This window comes from Rhizobium anhuiense (assembly GCF_003985145.1).
Lineage (GTDB): Bacteria > Pseudomonadota > Alphaproteobacteria > Rhizobiales > Rhizobiaceae > Rhizobium > Rhizobium anhuiense.
On the sequence record NZ_ML133536.1, the window covers coordinates 94792 to 116681 of the forward strand.

At 59.8% G+C, this 21890-nt stretch carries 22 protein-coding genes; 6 read left to right on the forward strand and 16 right to left on the reverse strand.

The window, feature by feature from the left end:
- Positions 1–362: 362 nt before the first annotated feature.
- A complete protein-coding gene (locus tag EEQ99_RS28575; protein WP_127431463.1) occupies positions 363–680 on the forward strand; it encodes a hypothetical protein in 318 nt (105 codons plus the stop codon).
- A 237-nt stretch (positions 681–917) separates the two neighbouring features.
- On the opposite strand, the gene EEQ99_RS28580 is transcribed toward EEQ99_RS28575, so the two are convergent.
- The 4 genes from EEQ99_RS28580 to traC form a co-directional block, all read right to left on the reverse strand.
- Positions 918–1367 carry a thermonuclease family protein gene (locus tag EEQ99_RS28580; protein WP_127431464.1) on the reverse strand — a complete coding sequence of 150 codons (450 nt, stop codon included), beginning with the start codon at positions 1365–1367 and terminating at the stop codon, positions 918–920.
- 438 nt (positions 1368–1805) lie between these two features.
- A complete protein-coding gene (gene traG, locus EEQ99_RS28585; RefSeq protein WP_127431465.1) occupies positions 1806–3737 on the reverse strand; it encodes a Ti-type conjugative transfer system protein TraG in 1932 nt (643 codons plus the stop codon).
- Positions 3724–3939, reverse strand: a complete 216-nt coding sequence (traD, locus tag EEQ99_RS28590; RefSeq protein WP_127431466.1) for a type IV conjugative transfer system coupling protein TraD — start codon at positions 3937–3939, stop codon at positions 3724–3726. The genes traG and traD overlap by 14 nt, the downstream gene beginning before the upstream one ends.
- A gap of 4 nt (positions 3940–3943) precedes the next feature.
- Positions 3944–4240 carry a conjugal transfer protein TraC gene (traC, locus tag EEQ99_RS28595; protein WP_127431467.1) on the reverse strand — a complete coding sequence of 99 codons (297 nt, stop codon included), beginning with the start codon at positions 4238–4240 and terminating at the stop codon, positions 3944–3946.
- Between the two features lie 254 nt (positions 4241–4494).
- On the opposite strand from traC, the gene traA reads away from it, so the two are divergent.
- From traA to EEQ99_RS28615, 4 genes are read left to right on the forward strand one after another with little or no spacing between them, the layout of a single operon-like run.
- Positions 4495–7821 (forward strand): Ti-type conjugative transfer relaxase TraA, encoded by a 3327-nt coding sequence (gene traA / locus EEQ99_RS28600; protein WP_127431468.1) that lies wholly within the window; start codon positions 4495–4497, stop codon positions 7819–7821.
- The gene (gene traF / locus EEQ99_RS28605; RefSeq protein ID WP_127431469.1) at positions 7818–8381 is read left to right on the forward strand and encodes a conjugative transfer signal peptidase TraF; all 564 of its coding nucleotides are present in this window, start codon (positions 7818–7820) and stop codon (positions 8379–8381) included. The genes traA and traF overlap by 4 nt, the downstream gene beginning before the upstream one ends.
- The gene (locus EEQ99_RS28610) at positions 8371–9534 is read left to right on the forward strand and encodes a conjugal transfer protein TraB (protein WP_127431470.1); all 1164 of its coding nucleotides are present in this window, start codon (positions 8371–8373) and stop codon (positions 9532–9534) included. The genes traF and EEQ99_RS28610 overlap by 11 nt, the downstream gene beginning before the upstream one ends.
- Positions 9535–9550: 16 nt before the next feature.
- Positions 9551–10156 carry a TraH family protein gene (locus tag EEQ99_RS28615; protein WP_127431471.1) on the forward strand — a complete coding sequence of 202 codons (606 nt, stop codon included), beginning with the start codon at positions 9551–9553 and terminating at the stop codon, positions 10154–10156.
- A gap of 227 nt (positions 10157–10383) precedes the next feature.
- Here EEQ99_RS28615 and EEQ99_RS28620 read toward each other — a convergent pair whose 3' ends face one another.
- From EEQ99_RS28620 to EEQ99_RS28630, 3 genes are all read right to left on the reverse strand, one after another.
- Positions 10384–11253, reverse strand: a complete 870-nt coding sequence (locus EEQ99_RS28620; protein ID WP_127431472.1) for a nucleotidyl transferase AbiEii/AbiGii toxin family protein — start codon at positions 11251–11253, stop codon at positions 10384–10386.
- Positions 11246–11863, reverse strand: a complete 618-nt coding sequence (locus EEQ99_RS28625) for a type IV toxin-antitoxin system AbiEi family antitoxin domain-containing protein (protein ID WP_127431473.1) — start codon at positions 11861–11863, stop codon at positions 11246–11248. Before EEQ99_RS28625 ends, EEQ99_RS28620 begins: the two co-directional genes overlap by 8 nt.
- A gap of 345 nt (positions 11864–12208) precedes the next feature.
- Positions 12209–12451 (reverse strand): helix-turn-helix domain-containing protein, encoded by a 243-nt coding sequence (locus EEQ99_RS28630; RefSeq protein ID WP_127431474.1) that lies wholly within the window; start codon positions 12449–12451, stop codon positions 12209–12211.
- A gap of 222 nt (positions 12452–12673) precedes the next feature.
- Between EEQ99_RS28630 and EEQ99_RS28635 the strand changes: the two genes are divergently transcribed.
- Entirely contained in the window at positions 12674–12997 is a 324-nt protein-coding gene (locus EEQ99_RS28635) for a transcriptional repressor TraM (protein WP_164735978.1), read from the forward strand.
- Between the two features lie 3 nt (positions 12998–13000).
- Here the strand turns inward: EEQ99_RS28635 and EEQ99_RS28640 are convergent, their stop codons facing one another.
- The 9 genes from EEQ99_RS28640 to EEQ99_RS28680 form a co-directional block, all read right to left on the reverse strand.
- Positions 13001–13705, reverse strand: coding sequence for an autoinducer binding domain-containing protein (locus tag EEQ99_RS28640; protein WP_127431476.1), 705 nt, complete (start codon positions 13703–13705; stop codon positions 13001–13003).
- Positions 13706–14015: 310 nt separating this feature from the next.
- Positions 14016–15314: an IncP-type conjugal transfer protein TrbI gene (trbI, locus tag EEQ99_RS28645; RefSeq protein WP_127431477.1), complete on the reverse strand. Its 1299-nt coding sequence runs from the start codon at positions 15312–15314 to the stop codon at positions 14016–14018.
- 11 nt (positions 15315–15325) lie between these two features.
- A complete protein-coding gene (gene trbH / locus EEQ99_RS28650; RefSeq protein ID WP_127431478.1) occupies positions 15326–15766 on the reverse strand; it encodes a conjugal transfer protein TrbH in 441 nt (146 codons plus the stop codon).
- 3 nt (positions 15767–15769) lie between these two features.
- A complete protein-coding gene (gene trbG, locus EEQ99_RS28655; RefSeq protein ID WP_127431479.1) occupies positions 15770–16582 on the reverse strand; it encodes a P-type conjugative transfer protein TrbG in 813 nt (270 codons plus the stop codon).
- A 17-nt stretch (positions 16583–16599) separates the two neighbouring features.
- Complete coding sequence (locus EEQ99_RS28660) at positions 16600–17262, reverse strand: conjugal transfer protein TrbF (RefSeq protein WP_034523051.1); 663 nt, start codon at positions 17260–17262, stop codon at positions 16600–16602.
- A gap of 20 nt (positions 17263–17282) precedes the next feature.
- The gene (gene trbL, locus EEQ99_RS28665) at positions 17283–18464 is read right to left on the reverse strand and encodes a P-type conjugative transfer protein TrbL (RefSeq protein WP_127431480.1); all 1182 of its coding nucleotides are present in this window, start codon (positions 18462–18464) and stop codon (positions 17283–17285) included.
- Positions 18458–18658, reverse strand: coding sequence for an entry exclusion protein TrbK (gene trbK, locus EEQ99_RS28670; protein ID WP_087002826.1), 201 nt, complete (start codon positions 18656–18658; stop codon positions 18458–18460). The genes trbL and trbK overlap by 7 nt, the downstream gene beginning before the upstream one ends.
- Entirely contained in the window at positions 18655–19452 is a 798-nt protein-coding gene (trbJ, locus tag EEQ99_RS28675) for a P-type conjugative transfer protein TrbJ (RefSeq protein ID WP_087002824.1), read from the reverse strand. Before trbJ ends, trbK begins: the two co-directional genes overlap by 4 nt.
- Positions 19430–21880, reverse strand: a complete 2451-nt coding sequence (locus tag EEQ99_RS28680) for a conjugal transfer protein TrbE (RefSeq protein ID WP_127431481.1) — start codon at positions 21878–21880, stop codon at positions 19430–19432. Before EEQ99_RS28680 ends, trbJ begins: the two co-directional genes overlap by 23 nt.
- Positions 21881–21890: the final 10 nt, after the last annotated feature.

The window sequence follows — 21890 nt, forward strand, 5'->3', positions numbered from 1 at the left end:
GTCGCGCTGCGACCCGAGCCCGCACGCGGTCTGCGCCCTGGCGGGTTACGATCCTCTCGCGGCAAGACGCATTCCTGTGCCTGCTATCGTAATGGGATATGGCCGGAACGTCCCATGGCCAGCGGTGCTGGCAAGCGGTCGCGTCCTTTCAGGACGCGGTTTAATCTCTCTCTGACATCCCATTTTGCACCCGTCGTTCCGGCGTCAAGGACATCGCGGCCCCTCCAATTTTCCCAGCGCCGCAAGCGGCACAGAGAAAATCGGTTCCTCCGCTCGCCGCACGGCGGCCGCGTTCCGCGGTCCCGGACCCCTCACGGACTACGGTGCGGACACCTTTCGTCAGAAACGAAAAGGAGACCCTGATGACAAAGCATCAAATCACTCACCAGATTGGAGACGACCAGAAGCGGTCGGATCAACAGCCGGATTGGCTTGAACGCTTGCGCGGAAATTTCGATGCGGAGGTGCATCTTCCCGCCGATATCTCGCGCGAGTTTCTGTCAGCGGCGCTGCTTTGGGCAATCGACAACAAGGTCGATTTCGGATTGTTTCACGAACCCGGCAAGATCATCATTGCGCATTCTGGCGGCGATGAGATCTACCTTCCGTCGCGGTGGTCCGACAAACGATGGCATATCGGCCTGGACGACAAAGAGCCCTTCTTCGATCCCGCTGATTGAGATCCAGACCAGAGGCGGCTTACCGCCTCTGGTCCTTGACTTCGCGTGAGCCATTCAAGCCCACGACCGGCCGGTGCGGCTTTGAAAGGGTGGCCTGCCGCCCCTCTCAACCTCACCCCATGAAGGAAGGGCAAAGCCCTCCTTCAAACTTCCTCCCATGGGGAAAGGGGACGGTTCCCTCCTCCCTTTCCCCAAACCCCTATCCTTCTCCCGTGCCGGGGAAGCGATGGTTCGCTGTCACCCGCCCTGGCACCAGCCGTGTCGGGCACCATCCCATGATCGGGCGAGCCCTTCGCCGATCAAGACGTCGCCCAGCGAATTGCCTGCGCGAGACACGGTGCGAAGTTTGCGACCGTACTTGTCTTCGTCACGGAACCCGGCCGCCAGAGAGAACTTCCCAGCGTTGAGCAGCGCCAGCAGCCGGGATTTTGCCGCTTCACCTTTGATCCTTTCGGCCTCGCAGCGGGGCGGGCTGAGTTCAGGCGTATCGATGTCGGCGATGCGGATTTTCTCGCCCTCGAACCAGAAGGTGTCGCCATCGACGACGCAGTTCGTCCGGTGGCTGTCGCCGCAGATCGAAAATGCCGCCGACAATGAATCCGTCGTGGGTGTCTTGGCCAAAGTGACGAAACCGGGGAGAGCTTCGTTGCCGCCATAGGCAAGCCAACCTCCAACGGCAATGATCACCGTGCATAGAACTGCCGCCGCGCGTTTACGCCGTCTGATGCGCTCAGATCTTACCAGTCCTCCGCCCGCGCGCTGCCGATCGCGACCGCGTCCGGCCTTCGGCGGCTTTCTGATCGGAACTATATTCGGTTTCGCCACTATCCGATTCCTCGTTTCGCCTCACCCTATGTCGGACCCGGTTTCATCTGCGTTTACGGAGGAGCTTGTCTTCGGGCTGCGGCGTGGCCGCCAAAATGGTGTGCGAGGGTCGGGGAGCAGTCGATCCCGCCTCCCCTTTGGGGCCACTATGTTGAGGCTCCCGCGGCTGCTCTGTTTCCCGCCCGTCGCACGACGAGAATTCCCGAAATCCCGCCCGTCGGGCGTCGCTATGCTGATTTCTCCGATACTCTTCATTTTCCTGGATCAGCCTTGCTTGTTTGCACTGCGCGCCGGCTTGGATCATGCAGTTGGCGTATCGCCGATCATGTGAAACCTGTTCGTGCCGACGCATGCCTTCATGTCGCCGCGCCGGAACCAGATAGCTCGTCCGCATCGGAGCGGCGCGTTTCCTGCGGTGAACACGATCTGTTCGTCGGCACGCATGCGCAGGACTTCGTGGAGCTGGATGAGTGGTCTGGCAGCGAGCTGCTTCGAGCGCGTCCGCGATGATCCCCTCGCTTGGAAACTGCGGCTCACCTGGTCGATCTCGACCGTGGTCATGCCGCAACGTCGAGAAATGTAATCGGCGGTCTCGGGATCGTTGATCGCGGCGAACGAAATCCAGCTGGCGCTCTCGAACCATTTGCTTGCAGCATCGCGGCCGCCATAGGTTTCGCGCATCTGGCCGATCGACTGGTAGATCATCGTCAGCGTGATGCCGTATTTGCGTCCGGCGTCGCGCGCGGTCTCGATGATCCGCATGTAGCCGAGGCGGGCGACCTCATCGAGGAGAAACAGGGCGCGCCCCTTGATCTGTCCGTCGCGATTGTAAATCGCATTCAGAAACGAACCGATAATGACACGCGCAAGACCCGAATGGGTCTCCAATGTCTTGAGATCGATGTTGATGAAGACGTCCGTATTCCCGGCCGCGATGTCGCTGGTCGAGAACTTCTTCCCAGACACGAGAGCTGCGTAGTTTCGATAGGAAAGCCAGTGCGTTTCCTTGATCGCATTGGCGTAGACGCCGGAGAAGGTCTCCGGTGTCATGTTGACGAAGGCTGCGACGTTCTCCTTCACGAAATCCGAACCCGAATTGTCGTAGATGTCTTGCAGCCGCTTGCGCAATGTGGGCTCCGGCTCCGAGAGATTCATGCGCACCTGGCGAAGCGTCTGGTCCCGCTCGCCCGTGTGACCGGACAGGCAGACATCGGCGATCAGCGCTGTCAGCAGCTGCAGCGCAGATGCGCGAAAGAAGTCGTCACGGACACCGCGCGCGCCGCCGCTGTCGCTCATGATCCATGATGCGACCGAGGCGATATCCTCTTCCTTGGTTCCGCCGAAACGTCCGACCCAGTCCAGGACGTTGAAGCCGATGTCCGGCTTCCTCGGATCGAGAACGAATACGTCCCTGCCCGCTCCGCCGCGATGCGCGGAGACCATCGGTGCGACCTCGTTCGATGGATCGAGAACGATCAGCGTGCCGACCCATTTGAGCGCCGTTGGGATCGTCACCGACGTTGTCTTGAAACCGCCGGAACCGGCAAAGACGATCCCGTGCGACGAGCCGAACGAGCCATCGAAGCACAGCAACGGCGACTTGCCACCGGCGCCCCAGGTCTCGGCGCTGTCGGCGCGAAACGCTCGGGCGCCGACATTGTCTTTGTCGACCCGATAGCGCTCGCCGATGACAATGCCACCAGCATCGGGAAACAACTTTGCCGCCTCTGTGAGCTTCATCCAATCTGCCTCGCCATGAAGCGCCCGCTTGCCCTGAATGCGCTTCGGCTCGGCGCTTGCGAATGCCGCATTGCCGATGAGCGCGACGCGGAGTGCGAAGCAGGCACATAAGAGCGCCGCACTCGCTCCGATCGACGTTGCCGGATCAAGAAAGGCCAAGACCGTCTTGTCGGCTGGTACCGTCTTCATGAAAGCGGAAAGGCGTATTGTCTCGCGAAGTGCCGCGATCAGGATCATCTCGCTGCATCCCGCAACGACGCCCCAACCTGCCTGCTTGATATTGATCGCGCCGGCGGTCGCGAACAGGAACAAGATTCCGACTGCGGCACTTGCGAGATAGGGAAGCGCGATCCCTGCCCGCCCCCATGCAAGGCGCGCGGCCTCGGTCTTTCCGAAGCCGGAAAGCCACTGTTCGATGCCGGTCATTCCGATGACGACCAGGATCATCAACGCCGCCGGCACGACGACGAGCGCAATCCTATTGATCGTCATTGCCGAACGCCTCCACGCCGAGTGCGGTGAGCCTGGAGCGCTCGCCATCGTCACCCTTGAGGCGGCGCGCTGCATCGATCAGCGCGCCCAGCAACAGCGCTCGCTTCTCGTAGCGCAGACCGGCCTTGACGATCAGGCCGCCGAGCTCGATCTTCTCCCGCGTATCCTTCTTGCGGGCGTCGGATCTCATCGTTCTCGCCATACGTTCAAGCCTCGCCACCGCTGCCCGCAGCCGCGCCAGACGCGTGCGCCGTATTCGACGTTGGACCGCGGCTATCGCCTGCCCCCTTTTTCCCTCCGGTCGTACCCCCCTGCCCTCCGCGAACTCGCCTGCTCAGTTGGTCAAACGCTGCCTGAAGCTCCGCCTCGTCGATCTCGATGTCGCCAAGGCCTGCCTTGAGCGCGATCCGGCCAATGCGTTCCGCTTCCCGTGTCTCGGCGAGCTTGAGCTGGTCCTGCAGTTTGGCAATTTCGTCGCGGATTTTCGCGGATGGCTTCTTCATTCCGATTGTCTCCCTGGCTGAGAAAGCTTGTCTTTCGAAGCCAGTTTCCAGAACTTAAGTAGCGAACGCACTACTGTGAATCCTACAATCGCCAACGACGATCCTTTGGTGGATCATCCCGGCCGTTCCGAAGGAGCGGCTTCCAAGGGCGCAATTATACGTCGCTGCCGCGACGTGTTGCTGAGAGAGCCTGGTGGGCCCGCCGCTCCCGACGAACCCTTCGATTTCGTTCGCAACCGGGAAAGAACTCCGCCGTGGCCGTCCCTCACTTCTCCGTCAGCGTCGTCGCCCGTGGCTCCGGCCGCAGCGCCGTGCTGTCGGCGGCCTACCGGCACTGCGCCAAGATGGAGTTCGAGCGGGAAGCCCGGACGATCGACTACACGCGAAAGCAGGGGCTCCTGCATGAGGAGTTCGTGATCCCTGCCGACGCGCCGGAATGGGTGCGCAGCATGATTGCCGATCGCTCGGTCGCCGGCGCATCCGAGGGCTTCTGGAACAAGGTGGAGGGCTTCGAAAAGCGGTCCGACGCGCAGCTTGCCAAGGACGTTACCATAGCCCTGCCAATAGAGCTGACGGCCGCGCAGAACATTGTGCTCGTCCGGGATTTCGTGGAGCGGCACATCACGTCGAAGGGAATGGTCGCCGACTGGGTCTATCACGACGCCCCAGGCAATCCGCATGTGCATCTGATGACGACATTGCGGCCGCTCACCGAAGACGGGTTCGGCTCGAAGAAAGTCGCGGTTCTCGCCCCGGACGGCAAGCCGCTCCGCAATGACGCCGGCAAGATCATCTATCAGCTATGGGCCGGCAGCACTGAGGATTTCAATGCGTTTCGCGACGGTTGGTTTGCCTGCCAGAACAAACATCTGGCGCTTGCCGGCCTCGATATCCGCATCGATGGCAGTTCCTTCGAAAAGCGGGGTATCGACCTCGAGCCAACCATTCACCTCGGCGTCGGCGCCAAAGCCATCGAGCGCAAGGCCGAGCAATCCCACCACAAGTCGGAGACCTCGACTCCCAAACTCGAACGCATCGAGCTTCAGGAGGAGCGCCGCGGCGAGAACGCCCGCCGCATCCAGCGCCGTCCGGAGATTGTGCTCGACCTGATCACGCGGGAGAGGAGCGTCTTCGACGAACGCGATGTTGCCAAGGTGTTGTATCGCTATGTCGACGAGGTCGCTTTGTTCCAAAGTCTGATGATCCGCATTCTGCAAAGTCCGGAAGCGCTCCGGCTCGAACGCGAGCGGATCAACTTTGCAACAGGTATTCGGACACCCGCGAAGTACACCACGCGCGAGATGATCCGGCTTGAAGCCGAGATGGCCGATCGCGCGACCTGGCTCTCCGGTCGCGCCTCCCATGGTGTCCGTGAGGCGGTGCTGCAGGCAACCTTTGCGCGCCATTCCAGTCTGTCGGATGAGCAGCGAACGGCAATCGAGCATCTCGCCGGGGCCACGCGGATTGCCGCTGTCATCGGCCGCGCCGGCGCCGGCAAGACGACGATGATGAAGGCTGCGCGCGAGGCGTGGGAAACGGCCGGCTATCGTGTGGTCGGCGGAGCGTTGGCTGGCAAAGCGGCCGAAGGTTTGGAGAAGGAAGCTGGCATCGTTTCCCGCACTCTGTCGTCGTGGGAGCTTCGCTGGAACCAGGGCCGCAACCAGCTCGATGATAAGACCGTCTTCGTCCTCGACGAGGCCGGCATGGTTTCGTCACGGCAGATGGCGCTGTTGGTCGAAGCAGTCACCAAGGCCGGCGCCAAACTCGTCCTTGTCGGCGATCCGGAACAGCTTCAACCGATCGAAGCGGGTGCGGCCTTTCGGGCGATTGCGGCTCGCATCGGCTATGCCGAACTCGAGACGATCTATCGTCAGCGCCAGCAATGGATGCGCGACGCCTCGCTCGATCTCGCGCGTGGCAATATCCGCAAGGCTGTCGATGCCTACACCGCCCATGGTCGAATGATTGGTTTGAGACTGAAGGACGAGGCGGTCGAAAGCCTGATCGCAGCGTGGGACCGCGACTACGACCCTTCGAAGACCAGCCTGATCCTCGCACACCTTCGCCGCGACGCCCGAAAGCTCAACGATATGGCCCGCGCCAAGCTGGTCGAGCGTGGCGTCGTCGCAGACGGATTTGCGTTCAAGACAGAGGACGGAACCCGCATGTTCGCGGCCGGCGACCAGATCGTGTTCCTCAAGAACGAGGGCAGCCTTGGCGTCAAGAACGGCATGCTCGCAAAGGTGGTTGAGGCCGCACCCGGCCGGATCGTCGCTGAGATCGGCGAAAGGGAACATCGGCGCCAGGTCACGATCGAGCAGCGCTTCTACAACAATCTCGGTCACGGCTATGCCACGACCATCCACAAGAGCCAGGGCGCGACCGTCGACCGGGTGAAGGTGCTTGCTTCCCTTTCATTGGACCGGCATCTCACCTATGTGGCCATGACGCGCCATCGTGAGGATCTCGCGATCTACTACGGCAGTCGTTCCTTTGCGAAATCCGGCGGGCTCATCCCGATCCTGTCGCGCCGAAACGCCAAGGAGACGACCCTCGATTACGAGAAGGCGTCGTTCTATCGCCAGGCGCTGCGCTTCGCGGAAGCCCGCGGCCTTCATCTTGTCAACGTCGCCCGCACGATCGCACACGATCGCCTCCAATGGGCCGTCCGGCAGAAACAGAAGCTCGACAATCTCGGCGCCCGTCTTGCCGCCATCGGCGCGGCACTCGGACTGGTCCACGGCAGCCACAAACACTCCATCCCGGACACAATCAAGGAGGCCAAGCCCATGGTGTCAGGTATCGCCACCTTCCCGAAATCGCTCGACCAGGCTGTCGAAGACAAGCTCGCCGGCGATCCCGGGCTCAAGAAGCAATGGGAGGACGTCTCGACCCGCTTCCAGCTCGTCTACGCGAAGCCGGAAGTGGCCTTCAAGGCCATCAATGTCGATACCATGTTGAAGGACCAGTCGGTCGAGCAGTCGACCCTGGCAAGGATTACCGGCGAGCCAGAGAGCTTTGGCGCGCTGAAGGGCAAAACCGGTCTTCTCGCCAGCCGTGCCGACAAGCAGGACCGGGAAAAAGCCATCGCCAATGTGCCGGCGCTTGCCCGAAATCTTGAACGCTACCTTCGTGAGCGGGCCGAGGCCGAATTCAAACATGAGACGGAGGAGCGCGCGGTCCGACTCAAGGTTTCAGTCGATATCCCGGCGCTCTCCCCATCTGCCAAGCAAACGCTCGAACGCGTGCGAGATGCCATCGATCGCAACGATCTCCCGGCTGGCCTCGAATATGCGCTGGCGGACAGAAACGTGAAGGCAGAACTCGAAGGTTTTGCCAAGGCTGTGTCGGAGCGTTTCGGGGAACGGACCTTCCTGCCTTTGGCTGCCAAAGACACTGATGGCAAGACTTTCGAGACCGTCACAGCAGGAATGACGGTCGTCCAGAAGGCTGAGGTCCAGTCCGCGTGGAAATCTATGCGGACGGTCCAGCAGCTTGGCGCTCATGAACGCACGACCGAAGCGCTCAAGCAGGCAGAGACGCTGCGGCAAACCAAGAGTCAAGGGCTCTCGCTGAAATGACCCGGGCAGCAACCACCCGGTCGATGACCACGCAACAACGACGTGCCACTGCGGTTCTGTCGATAGCGGCCGCGGCCACCATTCTGCTGGTGGTGACTGCCGTCGCCGGCGGCTACCGCATCAATCTGACGCCGAGCGAGCCACTGGGCCTATGGCGCATTATCCCGCTTCATCGACCGGTGGCAGTCGACGACCTCCTGTTCATCTGCCCGCTGGAAACGGCGGCGATGCGGGCAGCCAGGGCACGAGGCTATTTCCGTTCTGGTTCCTGCCCGGGCGACGTCGCACCGTTGATCAAGACAGTGATCGCCGTTGTAGGACAGCGTGTCGAAATCGGCGTCAACGTGAGAGTGGATGGGCGGGTGGTTTCCTCATCCAGTCTCGCACTACGTGATGGAAAAGGCCGGCCGTTGACGCCGTTTCCGAGCGGCATCATACCGCCAGGATATGTCTTCCTGCATTCCGCCTTCCCCGGCTCCTATGACTCCCGATATTTTGGCCCGGTGCCGATCTCCGGCATTCTCGGGCTGGCGCAGGAGGTGTTCACCTATGTGCCGTGATTACCTTCAGCCGGCGCTGCTGATATTCGCTTCGATCGCGATCGGCGTGGTGGGCTGGAGCGGCCATGTGTTGCTCCTACCCGTCGCGCTCGGGTTTCCGGTTCTTTGGTCGATCTCGCAAACGAGATCGGTCGCGGCACTTGTCTCCAGCGGATACTTCCTGGCCGCGTCCCGGGGTCTGCCACAAGGCGTTGCCGCCTTTTATTCGTCGGATATCTGGCCAGGCCTCCTGCTCTGGCTGGGTGCGTCTATGAGTTTCGTTGCCGTGCATACGCTCGTCTGGACGATGAACGGACGCGCGCGTCCATTTCGCTACCTCCTTGCGGCAGCCGTCATGGCCGTTCCGCCGTTCGGCATCACGGGCTGGGCGCATCCTGTCACCGCCGCGGGTGTTCTGTTTCCGGGATGGGGATGGTGGGGACTTGGCGTCATGACAGCCGGCCTTGCGGGTCTCGTAACCCGCATTTGGCCAGCTGTCGCCATCGCCTTCGCAGGCCCTTGGCTGTGGTCCGCCGCAATCTGGACCGACCCGAAACTACCGGAAGGCTGGCGCGGCGTCGATCTTGATATGGGGGCTTCGCTCGGTCGGGAGCCCGGGCTTCAACGCCAGCGTGACATGATCGCAACGGTGCGTGGCGCGGCCAGCGATGGGGCCCGTTTTGTGGTGCTGCCGGAAACTGCGCTCGGTTTCTGGACACCGACCGTGGCGCGGCTTTGGACGAACGCCTTCAGGGATGATGATGGGACGGTGATCGCCGGTGCGGCGATGGTCGATGCTGGGGGCTACGACAATGTTCTGGTCGCGGTCGACGGGAGGGGCGGCCACATCCTCTATCGCGAACGTATGCCGGTTCCCGGTTCGATGTGGCAGCCGTGGCGATCCTGGTTTGGGGAGAGTGGTGGTGCTCGGGCGGATTTCTTCGCGAACCCGGTCGTCTCCATCGGCGCCAGCCGCGCGGCACCGCTGATCTGCTACGAGCAATTGATTGTTTGGCCGGTGCTTCAGTCGATGCTGCACGATCCGGACCTCATTGTTGCTGTCGGAAACGGGTGGTGGACCGAAGGGACATCAATCGTTGCTATCCAGCGAACTGCCACTACAGCGTGGTCAAAGCTCTTCGCAAAGCCGATTGTTATTGCCTTCAACACCTGAGTGCTCAGGAGACACCATGATCGACGCAGCCCTGATAAATGAATGCGCAGACCCTTCTCTCAAGCCGACGATCGTCGAGCAGTTCGTGATGGCGGCGGGCTCGGCTGATACCTTCGCCGTCACCGTCAAATCAGGCGACCGATTGATCCTCGTTCCGAAAGCGGCATCGGCCGAGGAGGCGATTGCGATCGCGCGCCAATATGCTGGTCAAGCGGTCGTCCGCGTAGGGCTCACCCAGTTCCCCGCTGGCGTGGGAGTCAAGGAACCGGCGGATCTGAAGCCCGATCTCGTCGATCCTTGCCAGAACCTCCGGAAAGGCACTGCGATGTTCGCCAAGGTATTGAGGATCGTTGCAAAATGGTATGGCAACCCCACGAGCAAAGACGTCTTCCCGAAAATCTTCGAGGACGCGGTCTACGCATGGAAGACCGGCGAGTTCGGGGGTGTCGGCGTGTTTCAGGCGGAGGATCCTGGCATACCCATCGAAGCGCCGCAGCAAAGCGATAAGGAAGTGGATGGCGAGGAAGCGACGCCGAAAGACTTACAACCAGAGACGATGCAGGATGTTAGGCATGCGGGGATACGGATCGATCTTTCCCGCATTGGTCAACAACAGCGTTGAGTTCACCTCGCATTGGCGAGGCATGTTCCGGCCAAGCCAAAGTTTAGGCGACTCCAAAGCATGAAATTAATGCCCTTCCAGATGCCTCGTCCGCGGTTGTAATGGCGGCGAGCCAGTAAAACCCGCCGTACTGACGGGTTCCAGCTATGAAGTTGCCCGACAAAAACCCGACAGGATCTGAATTCTGCTCGCTGAGCCATGAACTCGCGTGGTTGCGACCAAACCGCTCATTCGTCCAGCCTCGCAGCCGCAACCGCGTGCGGCATCAGGAATGTGGCAATCTGCGCGATGACGTCGATCAGATCGCCAGGATTGTGTGCAACGCCTTCAATGAAAGCACGCCATTGTCGCTGCTTTTGCTGGTCCTTGGCAAAGGCGTCCGTTAGGGCGTCCGGCAGGTCAATGGGGATCGGTGTCTCGCGGCGATCAAAGGTAGCGGCTATTGCGCGCGCCAGCCGATCATCGCTGAAGTCGAAAGACCTGCTGAGGATCCAGATGTCGTAGAAATCCTTCATGCGGCTGTTTACTCGCCCCAGCATCACCATTGCCTGGAACTTCTCGGCAATGACCGTTTCTCGCGCATAGGCCCGAAGCCGCGGCATCGGAAAATCGAGCATGGAAGGATAATCCAAAACCTCCACCCCAGGCTCAAGCGCATCGCCAAAACCGATGTCGATGGTCAGGTTGATCCGGGCTCCGCTGATCGAAGTGATCACCCGCAGCCTGAGCCCACCATAATCCAGTGCCTCGCGAATACGATCCACATGCAGCGTATCAGCGTCGAACGTAACGCCATCGTCGGCCTCTTGCGCCAGAATTTCCCGAAATGTCTCAAGCATCGGGTCCGGACTCGGATCACCGAAACCCAAAAGATCCAGGTCGCGCGTGCCTCGGTGCGGATTGTCGAACCAACTCATCATCAACATCGCCCCTTTTAGAACAAAGCGATCGGCGTGGGGCGACTGGCTAAGCCGGAACAATAACCGTTCAAGGGCGAAACGCGTCAGGACGAGATCGAAGCTTTGCCCGCTTGCCTTGGCGAGTTGCAACAGGCGGGCGCGCACCGAGGCGCCGACGTTTCTGATTTCTTTAGCCATTGGCGGTCAGCGCCTCGAGATACGGCCGGATCACAGAGCCAACGCCACCGCGTTCGGCCTGGTTGGCGATTTCGCCAGGAGTAGCCCTTCGTTGCCGCAGCGCCTCCTGCAGCCCTTCTATCGCTACCGAAAGGCCGATCTTGTTGCGATATCGAAAGCAATCGGCAATTGTCTTGGCGATTCCAAAGACCCTCACAGGAACGCCTTCAATGATATGGGTTTCGACGCTGTCGTTGAGAAGGCTGTCTGTGAAGCGCACGATGCGCACAGCGGGGGCTTCCAGTTTCGGCGGCCAGTCCTTACGGCCTATGGCAAGCCAGATTTGTCCGGGGAGCTGATCTGTCAGGCTGTGAAATGCCAATGCCGAAACGAGGCAGATAACGGCTTTGGGCGCGCGTTTGGCAACCTCCGCCAGGCTGTGGCTGGCGTCGAGCTGCGCATCAGGAAGTTGATAGAGACCGCGGGCAAGCCGCAGCACTTCACCATCTCGTTCCATTCGGCTCATGGTGGCAGCCGTGACTCCTGCGTTCCGCAGTTCGACGAAACGTGCTATTCCGCGCTCGGTTAGCACGGTCCGAGCGATTTGGCGTTGCGTGACTGAACTGGGCATTGATATAAAAGCTCGGAGAATAGGATCTATTATCCTAGGATTTGTATCACAATCCCTGGGGCCGAGAAAGCCCTCGCATTATGAATTCTTCACCACGCTAATTACTCGATGGACAAAGTTGACAATTCTAGTGGTCGCCTGGAGTAAAGATGTAGCTTGCGGCGAGGTCCACTATGCGCGCAGTGAGAGCCGGATAACCCTCGACGATCTCGTCTGCGGCAGCGCCTTGCAATTTCATCGCAGCGATTGTTCGGACTCGAGAGGAGCACAAATCTCAATTCCATTTGGCTTGCTTCGACGATTTCTCGTTGTCGCCGGCCGGATTGAAGCTGCTGAGATCCCAGATTATGCGCCTGTTTGCGTACTCACTTGGGTCTCACCAATCGGTCGCACTAATTCGACGTGGCTGACATCTAAGGCTTGAGCCAGTTCATAAATCGTAATCAAAGTTGGGTTGCGACGACCTCGCTCCAGGCTACTGAGATATTGCTGGCTGAAACCAGAACGCGCCTCGACCTCTTCCTGTGTCAGGCCTTTCTCCCGACGCAGGCGGGCAAAATTCGAGCCGACCAGTTTGCGCATGTCCATGCGCCGAAAGATCGCCGTTTACACACTCGGAGTTTATCAACTAAAGTATGTAAAGCTCCTTCCCGTAAATCCCGCCAATGCGGGCGGGTAATGGGTTTAGTTGTCGATATAAGCATCAGCACATTGTCTGCAACTCAGAGATTTCGGATGTAACGGTGTCCCATTTGATGTAGGCGAACCTTCGGGCCGCTTGGTGAGAGAATGAAAGTTTGGGAGAAGCGGGTGAACAAAGCGAGCTCATCCGATGCAAATGGTCGAGAAAAGGAAAGAGAATCGCGCTTCAGCTCGATGCAACAGTCGAAGCTTGAGGCGTTGGCCGTCTCGGCAATTCTCGAACACCGCCTCCTGATCGCCGCCGACGAAGCTGTCTATGAGGAATGGGCTCGCGCGACCGCAGACCCATCAATTTCCGCCGCCGTGCTCAAGAGCCTGCAGGAGGAGTATGTCGCGCGCCAAAAGAAATCTGAAGTCCAGCAAGAAGAACTTTCGGAAATCATCGATGCGTTAGGCTACGTCCCCGAGGTTCCACTCGATAAACATGAATGACGGTCAAACCAACCCGTGATCTTTAGCAATTGCGACGAGCTGTGGGACGGTCGCAGCCTCAAGTTTTTCGCGCGCTTTATCAAGGTAGTGCTGCACTGTCCTCGGGTTGATCCCCGTTAGCATTGCGGTTTCCGGAGCGCTTTTACCCTTTGCCGCCCACATGAGGCACATTGCTTCTCTTGGTGAAAGCAACCGTCTCGGAGCGACAATGGTCGTCGCAGCGATAATCTTCAGGCAGTAATGGATCACCAGCACCGCTCGGATCGCTTGTTGCGCATCCCGCAGTTTTGAAACGTCAGCCGTCGGCGCCGAAGATGCAAACGTCAGCATCATCGTCGACCCGAAACTTCCTTCGACGGGGATCGTCACCCCACTCCGAATTCCGTACTCGATCGCCTGGTCCCGAAAACGCCTGAGTTCGGAGGTTCCACGAGCGGGCCAATCGTCGGCCGTCCAGGAAAACATTTCCATGCGACGCTTGGCTTCAGTAACGACCGGGTCGATGCGGGAGTAATGGCCTTCGAGATAAACACCCTGCCATTCCTCCGGATAGGAGTTGAATGTGCGGATTTCCAGCCCCTCAGTCTGCAGATAAGCAAAACGGTCGAAGCCGCATGCGTGCGCAAATGTTTTCAAAGCACTTTTGATCATACGTTCATCATGCGCGGCTTCTGTCATATCGATGAGAGAGCGAAGGTCACCGTCCACTAACTTTTCTCCTTTTTTCGACGGTGCAAGCCTCCCACTCGTCGCGCCGTTCTGACGCCGCGAGGTACCGGTTGCCACCGTTCGGCTAGCCGGAACCACATGGGACATTGGACGATACGGCAGTTGCTTCTACGCGAAGCAGATCCACGTTCGTTGCATCGCTTAGGTCTATTGACCTCTGCCGGGTATTCAACTCTTTCTGATCTAAAGACGATGATTTTTATAGAGATTTTTAGTCACACCTGCGCCCCGCGCGGAATGTACTTGCGACGTTCAGCGACAAGCGAAAATCTGAGCGTCCGTTAGCTGTTTAGCGGCCGCTATAGACAGAATGAAAAATAACATCCTGATCGACCAACACATTGAACTTGTAGCCCGGCCGGATGCGAATCGTCGGCTGAACGTTCAGATTCTTCGAGATCGTCTCTTCTGCTACGCGGCCAAATGACGCGGCAAAATTCCGTCTTGCTGCATCCGAAGCCGTGTCCTGCGTCGCGAGCGTCGAACTCTCAGGCATCGACATATCGGTACCCGCCCCGATGATTGCCACCAGGGCTGCAGAACCGAATGTTCTCCAGAGATGTCGGTCGACCTTGTCCTGGAAGCCGCCATAACCTTCAGCGTCAGTGCCCGCCATACCACCGATCTGCAGGGTAGACCCGTTCGGAAAAATGAGGTCCGTCCAGACGACGAGTACCCGTTCCTGGCCGAAAGACACCTTGGAATCGTAGCGACCGAAGAGCTTTGCGCCTTGCGGGATGAGAAGGCGATAACCGGTTGCGCTGTCGTAGACATTTTGGCTGATCTGAGCGGTAATGCGCCCCGGCAGGTCGGAATTGAGGCCGGTGATCAATGTCGCCGGGATGACTGAACCGCGCTTCAATTCGTTGGGTGACATCTGCGGCACGACCTGGTTCGGCAGGTAGCCGAGATCCTTGATGTCCTGATTAAAGAAGTCCTCCTTCGACGTCTGCCCGTTCTGATCGACGTTCTGCTCCATCAAGCCTGATTTCATGGCCGCGCCATAAAGGTCTGAGGCGCTGCTCGTCACGGCATTTGTCGGCTGGCGGACGGTGTCATTGGTGGAGATTGCAGCCTTCTCGACATCGGAGATGTCTACCTTTAGCGGCGAATCGAGCGCCGTGGAACGGGCCTGGAGACGCGCCATCCGTTGCCGCTGGGCTTCGCGCATATATTGTTCATCCTGCTCTCGCTTCAGGCGTGCCTTCCACTCCTCTTCGGCTTCGAGCCTTTGTCGGCGATCTTGTCGATCTGTTGGTTGGCGCTCGAAGACCGGTTCCTGCTTTTCCTTTTTCTCCGCGACGACTGGCATCGGTTGAAACACCTCCTGCTTTTCTGGGTCACCGATAATGCCGTCGGTGACACCCCGCTTAAGCTGATCACCGAAACTGGTCGCAGGGCTGTTGGAAGCACCCTCGATGTCGCCATGATTGAAGGAAAGCCCGCGCAGTGACAGACCAATCACGACCACGCCGACGAACAGCACGATGACGATGATGGCGACGATGATCGGCAGGCGGTTGAGCCGGCGCATGCCATTCTGATCGTCGGCCTGGGCTGACGCGCCAAGTTGGAGCGACTGGACCATATTGCTCTCCGTCAGTTACCCTGCATGATCGAAAGCGGACTAGCCGGCGTGGCGCCTGCCGCCGTTGGTGTATAAGCACGTCCGAGAGCGATCGAAGGCGTCGAAACCCGCGCGAGCAGCTGCCCGTCGAATCCCTCAATTGCATAGGCAAGCTCGACCGGCTTGATGTCTTTGGCGACTTTGCCGTCCCTGACGACCGTATAACCCCGCCCCTTCAGGGCCGCCTCGAGGGCGGATGCGAACTCCGATGCGTCCGTCTCCATTTTGATCGTGGTCGTAGCACCGGCCGGGCCGATCTGTTCGGCCAGACGACTTGCCATGTCGCCGGCGATGGCGCTTGCAGCCGGTCCGGTGACGGCCACAGGTGTGGAACTGGTGGTCAGTGCGTCGTCCGCCGTTTGGCAACCGGAGAGCAGCGCGCCGACGACGAAATATGTGAGAAGCTTGCGCATGGTTCAGCCTCCCCGCCGGATGGTGATCTTCTGCTGCCGCCAACCGACACCGGAAACGAGGATCGCCTTGTCGATCGCATAGTCGACGGTCATCATGTCGTTCTTCATGCGATAGTTGACGATGCGATTTTGACCGCCGGAGACGACGAAAAGCACAGGCGCATCCTGGCCGGAGATCGACTTCGGGAACTGGATGTAGGTCTTCGCCCCGTCCGAATAGACCCGCTTCGGTTTCCACGAAGCACCGCCGCTGATTGAATAGGAGAAGTTCAGCTTGTCCGGCGCGGTGCCCGGAATGCCGCCCGTTTCGAGACGGGTGTTGATGTCGGCGAGCTTGGTGGACACGTCTTCCGGATATTCGAAACCAACGCGCGCCATGTATTGGCTCGGATGGGACTTGAGCTGGATGTGATAGGTGCGCCGCGATGTCGTCACGACCATTGAGGTGAGAAGGCCTGGCTCCGACGGTTTGACGATGAGATGGATCGCCTGTCCGCCTGTGGCCCCCGAAGTGGCCGGCTCTACCTTCCAGCGCACGGTGTCGCCGACCATAACATCGCGAGCGATCTCGCCACCCTGAAGTTCGATGTCGCAGACCTGCAGCGGCGAGCAGACGACGGAAGGTTGCGTTTCGCCGAACAGGAAGATCACCTTTCCGTCCGGTCCCGTCGTCACCAATCCCGGCGTGCCGCGCCACTTTTTGGAAAGATTTGTTCCTTTCACCTCGTTGCTCGTCATACTTTGCGCCTGCGCGCCCGCCGCAAGCAAGAGTCCGGCCATGCAGCCGGCGGCCGCGATCAATCCCGTTTTTTTCATTGAAAGAATCCCTACCCTTAAAGCTGTGCCGTCCAGTCGAAATCCCGGACGTAGAGGCCGATCGGATTGAGGCGGATCGTCGCCTCATCCTGTGGCGCGGTGAGCGTCACCGTTGCGATCCCGCGGAACCGCCGCGTGCCGGTTTCCTTGCCCTTGCGGTCCCGCTCGTATTCCGTCCAGTCGATCTGATAGGTCTGGTTCGAGAGCGCCACGATGTTGTTGACCTCGATGGCAACGGTCGAGGACTTTGCCTTCTCGAACGGAGAATTGCCTCGGAACCAGGCGTTGACCTTCTCCGTCGACGGATCGGAGGTGCGAAGAAGAGCGTAGGTGCGGTCGATATATTGCTTCTGCACCACCGCATCCGGCGTGATCGAGCGAAAGCTCGTGACGAAGTTGCCGAGTGTGGCGCGCACCACGCGGACATCGGCATACTCGATCTGCTCGGGGAAGCCTGCGGTGACCGCAGTTCCGAGCTTGTCGACCTCGACGATGTAAGGCACGAGCCTCACTTGCGTGCTGAGATACATCGCGTAGCTGAAGCCGATGACGGCCATTACCAGACCGAGGACACCAACAATCCGCCATGCGGCGGCTGCCTTCACATAGGAACCATAGCGTTCGCTCCATTCCTGGCGGGCGGCAAGGTATGGGTTTTCCGGGGCGCGGTTCGCTGCCATTTATTTTTCCCTTGTCTCGATTACGGTTTGTCGTTGCGTTCGGGAGGAGGCTTCGGTCCGCTATGACCGCCGCGCTGTTCATCGAGCTTCGCATTGGCCAGTCCGAGAATGGACCCCGCATAAGCGCCCGGAGAGCCGATTGCCTTTTCCTTCGCGGCTGATCCGGCTGCTTGCGCGCCGGAACTGAAGCTCGCGCCCATGCCGCGAAGAGCGGCGCCTGCAACGGATGAACCAGCAGCTCGTGCGGCTTGCGCGGCCGCAAAGCCTGCGCCGGCGGCGCCGGCGGCGAGGAAGCCAGCGCCTGCGGCGAAAGACGCCGCTTGCCCGCCGTGGCGGATCGCTTCCATTCCTCCGGACACCGATGCGCCCTGGACAACGCCCTGGATGATGTTCGGGACATACATGGCGATGATGAAGACTACGACGGAAATACCGGCGATCGCCAAGGTCGTAACGAACTGGTCCGATGAGGCAGTCGGAGCTTGCGCAAGGCCAAGCAGGACGTTCGATCCGATCTTGGCGATCATCACCAAGGCCATGAGCTTCATGCCGACGCCGAAGGCATAGACGAGGTAGCGAACAGCAAAGTCTTTCGTGAAGGACGAACCACCCAGCCCGAGCATGATCATGCCGGCGAGCAGGCCGACATACATCTCGACCATGACCGACACGAAGATCGCTGCGACAAGCGAGAAGCAGATAACGACGATGCCCATCGCCAGCACCGCCGCGATCGCAAGCGCATTGTCTTCGAACACCCCGAACTGTGCCTGCTCCGACATCTGCGAGGCGACGCGGATGCCTGCATCGAACACTTCCGCGGGCGACGCTGAACCAGCGCCGGCGCCAATCTGGAAAAGACTGTCAACCACCGCTCGCGCAAAGGTCGGACCTTGGGTCAGAACGAATGCGAAGAACCCAATGAACATAATCCGCCGCACCAGTTCGGCGAACCAGCTGTCCAGCGAGGCTGACTGGATCGCCAGCCAGACGGCCGCAATGCCGATCTCGATCGTTGCGAGAATCCAGAATAGGGATTTCGCCGCCTCCATGATGGTGGTCTCCCACCCCCTCGCAGCAGACGAGACCTGGTTTTCCAGTTCCGTGAGGACCTGTCCCTCCTGCGCGAATGCGGGAACAGCATAGGCGAGGGAAAAGAGACCTGTAATCAGGAGAGAACGCGCAACAGTCACCTTTACCATCTCGGGCGCATCTCCTGGCCTTCCTTGATCGGCGGCAGCTCCTTGTCGGAGCCGAAGAATTTTTCCCGGACGGCGCGCTGCTCCTCGGTGAGCGCAGGTATTCCTGTGTTTCGGGAATTGATGATCAGCACTGTCATTGCAGACGATGCAGCGGCGACAGCCAACAGCAAGGCAATCAGGACGGGGCGGCTCACCAGCGCGGCTCCATTTTCTGGCCCTCCGGAACGCTCTTGACCTCGGCGTTGAAGAACTTTTCCCGCCGCGCCTGCGCCAGGTCCTTGTCGGTCTGTTCCGTCTGAAGCCATGTTCCCATCATTGTCATCTGTTGGGAGACGAGGCCGCGAAGCTTCTGCATTTGCGCGACTTGCTGAGCGGCGATCTCGTGCCCGACCTGCAAAGCCTTCATCTGCCCGTCAGCCGTCTCGGACATCGACCGCAATGAGGACATCGTGTCTTCCTCGCTGTCGAACTGGTCGGCCGTCAGGCTCGCGGCCTTCAGCGAGCTGGTGATCGTGTCACGGTTGGTGTCCGACCAGGACTGGTAAGTCGAGGAGAAGGTTGCGTTGCTCGGCAAATTCGTCTTGAGATCGGCGTAGCTCTGAAAGCGCTGCTGAAGAACGTCGTCCGCATTCCCCATGGAAAAGGCGATGCCCTGTCCCTGGTCGACGATACTGCGCAGCTGGTTGAGATCGCTTTCGACCTGCCCCCAGATATGATCAGGAAGCTGCGCGGTGTTTTGCAACATGTTCTCGTAGATCTTCAGCTGGTTCTGGATCTGCTCTGCAAGCTGGCTGATCTGCGTCAGCTGATTGTCGACCTGGATGCCGGAGCTTTTCATGAGATCGACAAGCTGCGCATTGTTGGCGAGCTGCGTCCATTCGGTCGCAGCGCCGGTGGCTGTCCCAGCTTGCACCGTGCCTGAGCCTCCAATCGTGAGAGCGGCGGCTGTTAAGCAGACGAGCCATCTACTTGAGTAGCGATGCGGCATCGTGAACTCCTCTCGTTTCAAGCCAGTGGATCGGCCATTCGTGGCCATGTTCGGATTTCAGTGCGCGAATGCGCTTGAGGTCCTCTTTGCCCGACGCGCCGACAAAGCTCAGTGCGATTGGCCCAAGCGACATGTCGAAGAGCCGCCGGCCGTCGGGGGTAGCGACGTAGTATTCGCGCTTGGGGATCGAGCTCGAGACGATCTCGATCTGACGCTCGTTGAACCCTATTCGCTCATAGAATTCTCGCGTGCCCGACTCACGAGCGGCGCCATTCGGAAGGCAAATCTTGGTCGGGCAGGATTCCTTCAGCACGTCGATAATCCCGGATCGTTCGGCATCCGAGATCGATTGGGTCGCAAGAACGACGGCGCAATTTGCCTTGCGCAGCACCTTAAGCCACTCGCGTATCTTGTCGCGGAACACAGGGTGGCTGAGCATGAGCCACGCCTCGTCGAGGACGATCAGACTTGGCGACCCATCCAAACGCTTCTCGATCCGGCGGAACAGGTAGGTCAGCACTGGCACGAGATTGCGCTCGCCCATATTCATTAGTTGCTCGATCTCGAAGGTCTGGAAGGCGCCGAGCGTGAGGCCGTCCTCTTCCGCATCGAGAAGCTGCCCCATCGGGCCGTCGACGGTGTAGTGATGCAGTGCGTCCTTGATCTCGCGCAGCTGCACGCCGCTGACGAAATCCGAGAGTGAGCGACCAGAGGCGCTCGCCATCAGGCCGATCTGCCGAGAGATGGCGTTGCGATGATCGGGTGTGATGGTGACACCCTGCAGACCGACCAGCATCTCAATCCACTCCGCCGCCCAAGCCCGGTCGGCAACACTTTTGAGTTCGGAGAGTGGGCAGAAGGCCAATGCCCTCCCCTCTTCCACACTGTCGCCGCCGATTTCATAATGATCGCCGCCGGCTGCGAGCGTCAGGGGCAGAAGTGAACTGCCTTTGTCAAAGGCGAAGATCTGCGCATTTTCGTAGCGACGAAACTGCGCGGCGATCAGGGCGAGCAACGTCGACTTGCCAGAACCGGTCGGACCGAAGATCAGCGTGTGGCCGACATCATCGACGTGCAGGTTCAGACGAAACGCTGTCGAGCCGCTCGCAACCTGCATCAAGGGCGGCGAATTCGGTGGGTAAAAGGGGCATGGCGCGACGGGGTTTCCGGACCAGACCGAGTTCAGCGGAATCAAGTCGGCGAGATTGCTGGTGTTGATCAGCGGCTCACGGATGTTGCAATACCAGTTGCCTGGCAAGCTACCGAGATAGGCGTCGGTGGCGTTGAGCATTTCGATCCGTGCCCCGAAACCTTCCGCCTGGATCAGCCGCCGGATCGCTTCGGCCTTCTCCTGGAGTGCTTCGCGATCGCTGTCGAACAACACAACGACCGGTGTGTAATAGCCATAGGCAACCAGTTGCGACGAGGCCTGCGCGATCGCATCCTCAGTCTCGACTACCATCGTCATCGCGTCCTGGTCGACGGATCGACTTTGTGTCTGGAATATCTGGTCAAAGAACGGCCGGACCTTCTGCTGCCATTTCTTCCGCGTCCGTTCGAGCTTTTGCCGGGCCTCCTCGGCATCAAGGAAAATGAAGCGCGATGACCACCGATAAGTCAGCGGCATCAGGTCTAGGCTGTTGAGAATACCGGGCCAGCTCTCGGCCGGCAGACCGTCGATCGCAACGACGCCGAGAAAAAGGTTTTCGACCTTTGGCGTCAGTCCATGCTCAAGCTCCGCGGTGGCGATCCAGTCGAGATACATGGGAACGTCGGGTAGCCGGATTGGATGGCTTTCCCCGGTAGTGCAGAACCGCGCGAACTGCAGCAGCTCGTCGTATCTGGCAATTCGCTCGCCTCCCCTTTCGACCGTTTCACGGGTTTCCATTCGCCGGATCGAAAGCGTGTTGGCCAAATACTGCTCAAGCTCTCGCACCGCGTTCTTGAACACGAAGAGCACCGTGTCCGCGTAGGATTTTTTCCGGCTTTCCTCATCCGAATAGATGTATTTGCTGAGAGCAGTCTTTTTGGATTCGAGCGGCCGGTGGGTCAGGATCAGCGCATGCTTGCTCTCGAAATGGCCCTGCTCGCGCGCGAAATGCGCCCGACGCTCGGCATCGATTGCGCGGGTTACCGGGTCGGGGAAATGGCATCGATCTTCTGATGGATAGTCGACCGTTGGAATACGGATGGCCTCCACCTGGATCATCCAGCCGCTTCCGAGCCGCGACAGAACGGCATTGATCTGCCTCGACAGCTCGTTACGCTCGAGGTCAGTCGCGCTTTCGGAGTCCGGGCCAGCGAAATACCAGCCGGCCATCAGGCTTCCGTCCTTCAAGAGGAGGACACCATTGTCGACCAGGCCGGCATAGGGAACGAGATCGGCGAAGGAAGGGCCGGTCACCCGGAAGCGTTTGAGAGCTACCATGGCCGCCTCC

Excerpts from the sequence above, each read along its gene's own strand:
- trbJ (WP_087002824.1), bottom strand. The coding sequence starts at position 19,452 with ATGCCGCATCGCTACTCAAGTAGATGGCTCGTCTGCTTAACAGCCGCC.
- traG (WP_127431465.1), bottom strand. The coding sequence starts at position 3,737 with ATGACGATCAATAGGATTGCGCTCGTCGTCGTGCCGGCGGCGTTGATG.
- EEQ99_RS28620 (WP_127431472.1), bottom strand. The coding sequence starts at position 11,253 with ATGGCTAAAGAAATCAGAAACGTCGGCGCCTCGGTGCGCGCCCGCCTG.
- EEQ99_RS28610 (WP_127431470.1), top strand. The coding sequence starts at position 8,371 with ATGTGCCGTGATTACCTTCAGCCGGCGCTGCTGATATTCGCTTCGATC.
- EEQ99_RS28680 (WP_127431481.1), bottom strand. The coding sequence starts at position 21,880 with ATGGTAGCTCTCAAACGCTTCCGGGTGACCGGCCCTTCCTTCGCCGAT.
- EEQ99_RS28630 (WP_127431474.1), bottom strand. The coding sequence starts at position 12,451 with ATGGACATGCGCAAACTGGTCGGCTCGAATTTTGCCCGCCTGCGTCGG.
- traD (WP_127431466.1), bottom strand. The coding sequence starts at position 3,939 with ATGGCGAGAACGATGAGATCCGACGCCCGCAAGAAGGATACGCGGGAG.
- traF (WP_127431469.1), top strand. The coding sequence starts at position 7,818 with ATGACCCGGGCAGCAACCACCCGGTCGATGACCACGCAACAACGACGT.
- trbH (WP_127431478.1), bottom strand. The coding sequence starts at position 15,766 with ATGCGCAAGCTTCTCACATATTTCGTCGTCGGCGCGCTGCTCTCCGGT.
- trbL (WP_127431480.1), bottom strand. The coding sequence starts at position 18,464 with ATGGTAAAGGTGACTGTTGCGCGTTCTCTCCTGATTACAGGTCTCTTT.
- EEQ99_RS28615 (WP_127431471.1), top strand. The coding sequence starts at position 9,551 with ATGATCGACGCAGCCCTGATAAATGAATGCGCAGACCCTTCTCTCAAG.
- trbG (WP_127431479.1), bottom strand. The coding sequence starts at position 16,582 with ATGAAAAAAACGGGATTGATCGCGGCCGCCGGCTGCATGGCCGGACTC.
- trbI (WP_127431477.1), bottom strand. The coding sequence starts at position 15,314 with ATGGTCCAGTCGCTCCAACTTGGCGCGTCAGCCCAGGCCGACGATCAG.
- traC (WP_127431467.1), bottom strand. The coding sequence starts at position 4,240 with ATGAAGAAGCCATCCGCGAAAATCCGCGACGAAATTGCCAAACTGCAG.
- EEQ99_RS28575 (WP_127431463.1), top strand. The coding sequence starts at position 363 with ATGACAAAGCATCAAATCACTCACCAGATTGGAGACGACCAGAAGCGG.
- EEQ99_RS28625 (WP_127431473.1), bottom strand. The coding sequence starts at position 11,863 with ATGCCCAGTTCAGTCACGCAACGCCAAATCGCTCGGACCGTGCTAACC.
- EEQ99_RS28660 (WP_034523051.1), bottom strand. The coding sequence starts at position 17,262 with ATGGCAGCGAACCGCGCCCCGGAAAACCCATACCTTGCCGCCCGCCAG.